The organism is Oligoflexia bacterium (assembly GCA_034439615.1).
GTDB lineage: Bacteria > Bdellovibrionota > Bdellovibrionia > JABDDW01 > JABDDW01 > JAWXAT01.
Window position 1 is genome coordinate 1 of sequence record JAWXAT010000043.1, and the last position, 9,470, is coordinate 9,470.

Annotated in this window: 6 protein-coding genes; 1 reads left to right on the forward strand and 5 read right to left on the reverse strand. The window is 41.2% G+C overall.

All coding sequences use genetic code 11. The features are described from left to right. A partial coding sequence (locus tag SGI74_10375) for an SUMF1/EgtB/PvdO family nonheme iron enzyme (GenBank protein MDZ4677899.1) occupies positions 1–4,122 on the reverse strand: 4,122 nt, incomplete at its 3' end. A 265-nt stretch (positions 4,123–4,387) separates the two neighbouring features. Here SGI74_10375 and SGI74_10380 point away from each other — a divergent pair. Continuing rightward, the gene (locus tag SGI74_10380) at positions 4,388–7,864 is read left to right on the forward strand and encodes a hypothetical protein (protein MDZ4677900.1); all 3,477 of its coding nucleotides are present in this window, start codon (positions 4,388–4,390) and stop codon (positions 7,862–7,864) included. Here SGI74_10380 and SGI74_10385 read toward each other — a convergent pair. From SGI74_10385 to SGI74_10400, 4 genes are read right to left on the reverse strand one after another with little or no spacing between them, the layout of a single operon-like run. Further along, complete coding sequence (locus tag SGI74_10385) at positions 7,858–8,214, reverse strand: hypothetical protein (protein MDZ4677901.1); 357 nt, start codon at positions 8,212–8,214, stop codon at positions 7,858–7,860. The genes SGI74_10380 and SGI74_10385 overlap by 7 nt on opposite strands. A 53-nt stretch (positions 8,215–8,267) precedes the next feature. Further along, entirely contained in the window at positions 8,268–8,525 is a 258-nt protein-coding gene (locus SGI74_10390) for a hypothetical protein (protein MDZ4677902.1), read from the reverse strand. Then, entirely contained in the window at positions 8,509–8,958 is a 450-nt protein-coding gene (locus tag SGI74_10395) for an N-acetylmuramoyl-L-alanine amidase (protein ID MDZ4677903.1), read from the reverse strand. Before SGI74_10395 ends, SGI74_10390 begins: the two co-directional genes overlap by 17 nt. Then, positions 8,948–9,427: a hypothetical protein gene (locus tag SGI74_10400; GenBank protein ID MDZ4677904.1), complete on the reverse strand. Its 480-nt coding sequence runs from the start codon at positions 9,425–9,427 to the stop codon at positions 8,948–8,950. Before SGI74_10400 ends, SGI74_10395 begins: the two co-directional genes overlap by 11 nt. Positions 9,428–9,470: the final 43 nt, after the last annotated feature.

Sequence of the window (9,470 nt, forward strand, 5' to 3'; positions counted from 1 at the left end):
ACGGTGGGAGCCGTTGTTGACCACGGGGTCTTTTCCACCTGGGAGCTTGTCTGCCCACGCATCCTCTACCCACTCCCAGACGTTTCCATGCATGTCGTAAAATTCTTTGCCGTTAACTATGAGGGGATCTTTTTTAGCTACAGGGTGGGTAGTGCTCCCGGAGTTACCGCTAAACCATGCGTACTTGCCAAGATCTGCCTCATTATTGCCAAAATGAAAAGCATCATTAAACTGACCCCGTCCTCTTATAACGAATTCCCATTCGGCCTCTGAAGGCAAACGATAGACGTCACCCTTTTTATGGCCAGGAAATAGATCATTTAGAGCAGGGTCACCGGCTTGAGATAAATCATTTAAAGCACTGATCCATGTTTTAATTTCTTCATATGAAACTTTTTCTACAGGATGTAAATCCCCCTTGAAATTAGAGGGATCAGCATTGATTTTATATTTGGCACCAAACACTCCGCCAAGTTTGCCAGGAATCTTATTCGCCAGGTCTGCTACCTTTTTCCACACGACTTGCGTTGTTGGGGTGGCCATCATGTCAAAAGGCTTACTGATTTCGACATTGATTTGGCTACCTACTTCGCCCATTTTGAACGAGCCAGGCTCAACTCTATTAAGGATCCCTTTAGTTCCATCAACTACAGAATTTTTAATTTGCTCTTCTTGTTCTTTTCGACGGCGCTCTTCTTCTTCCTTCGTTCGGTCTTCTTTTTGACGATCACTTTGTTTTAGTTTTTGAGCGTCTTCAATCTCGCGCTTCATTTGTGCCACGAGCTCTGGCCTTGTCATGATCTTGTATTTTTCAAGATATTCAACGAGAGCCTGCTCCTTCTTTTTATAATCACTCGTAAGGGCAGTTATTTCAGGGGAAGTGTGGCCTTTCGATTTTGCTACATCAAGATTCAGTCTTAGTTGAGATAAGTCCTTAATTGCCTGGTTGATTGACTTTTGAAGGTCGGGAGTTAAATTGGGCCTTTGGCCGCTCATCGCTGGGGCAACAGTTGGGCGCGATTTATCGCTAACAAAAAGGCTTGGGAAAAGATCAGGATATTTTGTAATTTCTTTTTTATATGAATCCATAAACTCGTGGGTCACAGAGTTTAATACCTGAACAAAGTCTTTTGCCTCATCAAGCATCATTTCTAAATGGAATTTTACTCTGGCATCCACAACGCCTGAACTAATCAAGCGTTCAATTACCGGCGAACTATTTGAAAAATGGAGTAAACCGTCTTGACCATAAGAGTGCGAGATTTTTTGTGGAGCCCAATATCCCAGGCCCTCAAAAAATAGCCCCAGATCCTTCATCTCAATGGTGGTTCTCAAATCTTTGAAAGCAACACCTTCCATGAGCTGATGAACAATAAAACGGGCTTTTAATTGATCAAAAAGTCTAATCACTGTTCGATCCGAAGCACTTCCTGCAGCTGAAACGTAATAGTCAGGAAATTCCCTTGGATCCATCTTGTGAGCTTTTCGAGTTTCTTCTTCTTTGTTAATCCTTGAAGCTAAGAATTTCTCATGCACTTTTGCGAGCAATTCTTTTAACGCCGGATTTTCAAATTCGACCTGTTTTACTATAGGCTCTAGCTCGCCAATGGCCAAAAGGCCTTTCCAGCTTGGGGAAATACCTTTTTCTAGATTAATAAGAAATTGCGTCAGGGCTTCTTCAGATGAAATCTTATTGGACACGAAAACTTTGTTAGGGGCTCGATCCATTACTGCTTCACCAGTGGATCTATCTTCATGGTAAGAATCTAGAAATTCACTGGGCATTTTGTTAGAGGTGAGAATAGCTGTCCTAAGGGCTGTTTTAATAACCTGATTCCCTGCAAAAACCTCCCGCTCATTTAAAATGGATAAAAGGGCAGTAATGGTCTGAGGATTGGCCTTATCAACCTCATCTAAGATTGCAAAAATAAATTTTTGATTCGCAAGTGATGTTGAAACTTCAATTTCTTCTTTACCTTCGTTGAGCTGCTTTTCAACCTTTGGAAAGCCGATCAAAACACCTTCGGGAAGAAGTTTGTGAAACTGCAAAAGAAATCGATCAAATTGTTCAGGCCGTTCTCCTGCCCGCACTCGTTTTAAAATGGCCCGGACAAACTTTTGATCATGGCCTACAGCAGCTAAAGTGCTCTTTACAAACTGATCTACTTTATCAGTATTCATTTTTTTAAGTTCTGACTTTAAAATAACTTCTGCCAGCGCAGTTTTTGCTCCGCCTGGAGGCCCGAAGACATAGAGATGGTTGTCAGATAAAATTCCTGTTAGATGGGCTTCAATAGAATAATCAAGCTCAACAAACCGCTGCTTAAGGGCTCTTACCTCGTAACCCATCCAATCATAATAACGAGAGACGCGCTCTTCCACTTTAGCTGCAAGCATTTCACGTCTAAATTGTCTTTTTTCTTTCTCACTTCGCTGAGGCAGTAGCTTTTCTTGAGGCGCTCTCACTGCTGGCTGATCTTTATCAAAATGCTGACTAAGGACATTTGCGAATTGCTCAAGATCCTTCTTTATAGATTCAAGTTCAACCCTTGTTCTTTCTTTTACGGTGCCTTTGGCAAGAAGCTGATCAATATTTTTATCAACTTCAAATTGTGGTTTTGAGAGATCAATTTTATTGGCCTGTACCACACTTTTAATTTTGGGGGCGAGTGCTGCAAAACCAGTGGTATCAATCGACCAGTCGGCAAATTCTGGAGATTTGGATTTCAAGACCCATGAATTTCCATTTAAACCATAGGCAAATTGGGTTTTACCAGAACCGTCTTGGAGCAGGAGTTGTCCGTCAAAAGGGCTATAATGAACAGCCATTTTAGAAGATGTTCCATGCGTAGAGGTAACAGTGATTCCATCACTTACTTCAGTGACGCTATAGGTTTTAAGCGTTAGACCTGATGGCCCTGCATAAAGGGCACTTAAAGCAAGGAGACTTAAATCTTGTCGTTGGGGTGTTAGTCTCATCTGATCAAAGGGCACGCCCTCCATCAATTGGTGGGCTACAAGGGCGGATTTAAAAATTTGAACAAGGCGTCTGACAGAACGATTTGAAAACTGATTGGCCGGGAAATATTCAGAATCCCTTTCCCCATACCTAACTTGCGTCTTAGATTGATCGGCTTTATTTGTCACATAGCGATCAAATTCACGGGCAATAGAAACGATCTCAGCCATCATGTCATCAGGGATTTTGACTTTTGCAACCACAGCCTCTAGCTCTCTGAGAGGGAGCGTGATTTTAGATTTTCCAGGATTTTTTACCAAGTCATACATGGCGACAGTTTCTTTGGCACTCAGTTGTTGATTGGGTATATGGATCTTCACTGCCATACGGTCAAGCAGTGCTTCACCTGATGGACGATCATTTAAGAACCCTTGAATAAATTCGCCGGTGGTTTTATTTGAAGTAAAAACACCGCTTGATAAAACGGCGTCTACAACCTTGGCTCCTAAAAAAGCCTTTCTCTCATTTAATACTGATAAAAGCGCATTTAAAACTGCAGGATTTGCCTTTTCAGCTTCATCGGCAATCAAGAATAGAAAGCGGTCTCCGACAAGAGATGATTCCGTCTCGATTTCATATTTTCCATCTTTCATCATAGAAGAGAATTTTTGAAAGCCCGTGATTTTTCCCTCAGAAATCAACTTATGAAACTGAAGCACAAAAACTTTTTTATCCGCTTCGGGAATCGCATTCAAGACCGATTGAAACATGATCCTTGATAAAAAGGTCTTAGCCCCACCAGGCTCACCATTAATCCATACAAATTCTTTGGCTAATATAGCTGTGGTGAGAGCTTCAATAACTTGATGTCTTCCATATACTGTCTGATCAATCTGTTTCAAAGCTTGTACTGAATCTGTCCAAGCGTCTCCAGTAGTTTTCTTAGCCGTGGATGCAATATGTGTTGGATGATGGCCCGATGCCACTTCATCAAGTAGGACTGCACAACTTTCTGGTGGGACTGTTAATGTAGCTGCCAATACGACATGCCCGGAAAAGAAATATGCGGAGCCAATAAAAACCCCTACTATTTTTTTATTTAGTCGCATCCAATTCATAAACTCTTTCTTAATTAATGGTGTCTTATGAAGTGTAATATTCATGAAGCGTGCCACACGGTCAATTTGATTGTGGCGGTGGTATATCTCCTGCATCCTTCAATGAAGCATGTACAAAAAGTGTCACTTCTTCATTTTATTTTTAGTTATGCTTTCGGTGTGGTCTACACCTGGAGCTGGAAGCACTGATCAGATCAAGTGCGCGGCAATCCTCTCGAATTTAGTTAATAATCCACAATCTCAAACACAGAATCAGAGTGAAAAGTGGGCCGATCTTTATAAGAAATCTGACGTTTCTCCCCGGCCCCAGGTGTGGTTAAAGATTAGACAAGCGTTACAAAAAAATGTCAGTCACCTTGAGCATACCCTCGAAACTGCGGGACAAAACCCAGATAAGATTGGGGCAGCTTTTAAACGAATGGCCTCGGAACTTCCCCTCCTAAAAGAACTAGTAAGCCTACAAAATCAGATCGATCAGGGACGTGTTTTATCTCACGCCGAATTTATCCAGATCAAAAGAATCACAGCGAATCAATTAATCAGTATCAGCCAAAAGCCCCACTCTGATCTTCAAGCTTTTGCAGCGCTTGAGGCCCTAAGACTCATTTCACCTATAGAAACCAGGGTTGAATTTCCAAAAACTAAAGAAGACATTCAAAAGGAAGTGCAAAAAAAGAAGGAAGAAAAAGAGAAAGAAAAAAAGAAAGACGAGAAGGATGACAAAGACCAGGAAGAAGAAGATCCCGAATGGAATAAAACAACCGACAAATATAATCCTGAAAATAAAGACTTGGCCAACGATAGTAAGGGTAAAAAGAAAAAAAATGTAGATATCGTTTTGACTGACGTTAATGTTTACAAGCGTTTGCTTCGGCAAAAAATTTATGATCAATTCAATTTAAAAGACTGGTCATCAGTACCAGTCCAGCGGGAACAAACTCAATACACGAATCAATTTACAAAAAAACTAATCATCAATCCTTTAGGGGAAACGGTGGTTGATGTTCCTGTGCCCTATGGTTACACCCTAATCCCCGGTAAGTATGCAGATCACAAAATTGCTGAAGTTGGACCAGGTGAGTTTAAAGTTCAGGTATCGTCAAAAAATCCTGTGACCCTGGGTCTTGCTCGTATTACCAATGAACCCCATCTCCCAACACAGCCAAAACCGATTAATCATCAAGAACTAAATTTCTGGCCACAGCATTTGCTTCTCTTTGCTCAGAGTTTAAAAGGTCTGCCTCCCCTTGAGGCCGCCACGCGTTTAGAAAAATATATTTCAGAAGAGGGTGGATTTTTATATTATTCCAAAGGCGATAAAATCAGTGAAGGTGATCTCACAAAAATTGATCAAAGGTTTAATCAGTTGCTCACGCAGATGCCAAAACCTATGGCAATGGCCCAGGTGGGAGCTTTTAATTGCGACGGAGCGGCCTGGATAGGGGCTCTTCTTCTAAGGGATGTCTTAAATATTCCTGTTCGCATTGCGGGCGGTCGAACTTCCGCCGGAACCAAAATGGTAAATCAAGAAACATTGCATGTCGTCAAATCAGCAGATCCAGCACATGCTTGGGTAGAAGTCCATGATGGGAAACACTGGGTTCCCTTTGATATGACCCCTAAAAATAACACTCCTGACAGCCAATCATCACCCACTGATGTTGACCGTGAAGAGCCAGCGCCAAAGGATCAAAAAGATCAGAAAAATCAAAAACAACAGCCGCCAAAAGATAATGGCCAACCATCTAAAGGCAAGGGAGAGGGCAAAGAAAAGAAAGATTCCGACAAGGATGGGGCTAAAGATGCTGCCCAAGATTCCGGCAAAGACGATAAAAAAGAAGGTAAAGATTCAAAAGATAAACAAGACGGAAACGGAACTGAAGGCAAGAAAAAAGAGCAAGATCAAGATGGTGAAGGTGCGCCGGGTAGTAAAAAAATTGATGATATTTTAAATACAAAATCAACTCAGCGAAAAAAAGGAGAGCAAAATCAAGCTCTAATTGATCGGGTTCTCAAAAGAAATGAGCTTATGCTTCTAGAACATCTCATCCACGATGGTTATCAGACCTCATTTCAAGCTGAATCTCATACAGTATTAGACGCCTTATCAGAAAACTCTAATTGGAAAAATCAGGTTGAAAGATCAAGAGGGAAAATATCAACTCTTTTGAATGATTCAAAATTTGTTAAATTTAGTGGATTGCAAAATTCTCTCTCAGAAGTCCGGGTTGAATTTAGTCAAAATAATGCCCGTGAAGGCAAGCAAAAACTAATGGCAGTACAAAGGTTGCTCTTGGCACTAAGCGAATATCGAAGCCTTACAAAACAGGAGACAGAAGCTCTCCACTCCATTGAGGGAATAGTTAGAAGCCTAGATCAAATTAAACATCAAAACTCCAAAGAATATGATGCTGTTCAGGAGCTCTTAAAAAACTTGCCAGGGCATATTTCAAAAAGCTGGCTGGCAAAACAATATGGAAAAGATTACGACCAATTAGGAACGCTCTCAAACAATAAACTTGCTCAAGATATTGTAGCTGGAAAGTTAAAACCCCTTCTACAAATGGCTGCAGTCAACGAATTTGTCGATATGACCCTTAACTCAACTCCAGAACCACAATGGAAAGACGAACCTACCTTAAATAGAAGCTATACTCCAAAGCCACGCCAGGATCTTGTTATCACACGAAGTCCTCTTGATTTTGCAAAGATGCTTTGGACGTTAAGGCCAGGGGAGCATATGTTTGCACCAACACTTCAGGGTCGTCAATTTGCCATCGGAAGTCTTGAAACAAGGCGTGTTATTAATCCTAAAAATCCCCTGGAGAGAAAAGTCTCTGTTATCTATTATGATGTTTCTCCATCGATGAATGGCCATCCCATTGAAAGCCAAGATGCCCTTCTTATGGCTTTCGTCGATAAGGCACTCAGCGAAACCGATGCTATAGGCCGCCCAACCCATGAGATTTACCTCATTCCGTTCAATGACAATCTCCTGCAAGGTGTCCATGTGGCGGCTCGTGAAGATGCCCAAAACTTTCTTTCACGTCGCATGACACTAAGAACTCAAACTTCAGGTGGAACAGATATTCAAAAGGCAGTTGAGAATTTTTATGAACTGATTGCAACAAGCTATAAAAATAAATCAGCTCAAGGCCGCGAAAAACTATTCAAGAAAGCCAACATGGTGCTGTTTACTGATGGTGGGTCTGCTATTAACATGGAACAGTTAGAAGCCAAACGGAAAACAATTCCGTCGGGCGTTGAAATTAATATGAACTTTGTAAGTATTGGCGATCAGGTCAACGAAACTCTTAAGACACTTTCGCAAAATGCTAAACTCTCAAGTAACAAACCGACGTTTAGGAAAATGGATTCCCAGATGATCGATTCAGTAGCGAACATATCAGCCGAATATAATCCAGATGCTTTTGCTACAAATGAGAGAATCACGGGCTCCATGCTCTCTCAAATTAATACCCTTCTTCAAAAAATTGGAGTTGATCCAAGACAACAGGGAGATCAGGGCAAAATCGATCATGCTATTTCTCAAGTCCAAACAACAAAAACAGATATCAGCCAACTCTCGGGCATCAGGGAAGCTTTAAACTTAACCCAGCTCCAGACTGTTATGAGCACTTTAAAGCTTGACCCACACGCTAAACAACGCCTCGTTGAATCGGTTATTGAATCTTATCAGCAACTCACAGGCCGCTCCTGGAGAGACATGACCTATCCCGAAAAAGATGCTTTAGAAAAACTACGGGCCTGGGCACGACATCAATAATTTTTTCCGCTATTTCTTTGTAAAAGTGCATTGATTAAATCTTCGAAATCCTTCTGCGGCATGCAAACAAAATCATCAAATTTAGGATCATCGCAAGCGATCTGGTTTTCACTTGAACCACGGATAAGCGCATGGGCTTGCGAATCTCCTAAGTACACCTTACCATTGAAATCAGGCCTGCTGGGAGTGGCGCACCTACTTTGCGCCAGTAGTGATATTGCGAAGCAGATTTTCAACACGCGAAGTGTCTTTTTTCTCCCTTGCTTCACGCAGGCCCTCCGATAGTTCCTTGATTTTTTCCCGCCGCTCATTTGTTTGAATGCACTCATCCCACATTTTCTTAAGTTCAATGAGAGCTCCAATGATGGCGGGCAGGGATTTTAGAAACTCTAAAAATCCCATTTTAGTGCGCTTTATTCCCTTGGAGCCAATCAATCGCTGTTTGTGAAAAAAGGGAGAGCTTATTTAATAGAACAAGAATTTTACTTGGTTCTTTAACGATGTTCCCTTGAGCATCTTTTACGGGCTCAGTAACATTTCCAAGTTTTTGAAGAACTGTTGAAATGCCAGTGGTCACCACATTAAAGCATGCGATTAAAACCACCAGCGCCGGTAAAGCTCCCCCATTGTGATTGATAAAATCTTTAGCTTGCTGAAGCATGATTATCCTCCTCGTTTTTAATGTAAGCCCTAACAAGACACCCAGGAAGATTTGGGCATGTCTTCCCTTGAATTTTTGCTGTATCAAATTCGTAATGACAAAAGACGCTTTCAAATTTCAGATTATTTTTTAAAAGAATGGCTCTTGTGAGAACTCTCAAAGATTCAAGAGCAAGAAGCGTAAACTCTATTTTTCCAACAAGACAAATTCCTATAGAATCAATGTTATGATGCTCACAGTGAGCGCCTTCTTCATTCTCAGGACGCCCTGTTTGAATCGTGCCATCGGAGAGAATCACATAATGGTAGCCAATATCATGAAAGCCACGACCGTCTGGAGGCGGGCTCATGTGGTATTTTCTTATCGAATCAACATCTCCTGTTAAAGTGTCAGAGCAGTGGACAATAACTTTGTTGATCATTCTATTTGTCATCACGTTTTGACCTTCCTTTGACCATAAAAAGTTCTTTTCCAATTTGAACAAGCTCTGATTCTACTTTTTCAAAACGTGTCTGAGCCGAAATTACAAACTCTTTTAACGCTTCAACAATAGACGTATAGTCTTTGCCATTTTCTTTAACTCGTTCATGAATAAGACTTAACTCTCCCAGGTAAGCGGTATGGAGTTTCTCAAGAGTGTGGATTTTTTCGGTGAAATTTTTATTTAGATCGTTAACTTGAAAACTTAAATTATTTTGGATTTGTCCAATACGCTCTTGAATTTCACAGATGAGATCTTCTAGGGTGTGAATTGAAGTTTTAAGAGCAAGGTCTTTTTCATCGTCACGCTTTTGTGCGGTTTTAAAATATAAAATAATGAGACTTCGGATTAGCCCGTAAACCAGAACAAAAAAACCTGATAGAGCACTTCCAATTTTGACGACATCCTCTAATGAAATCATTCTGACCACTCAACAACTAATTGGCCAGCGAGCCCCGCAATCC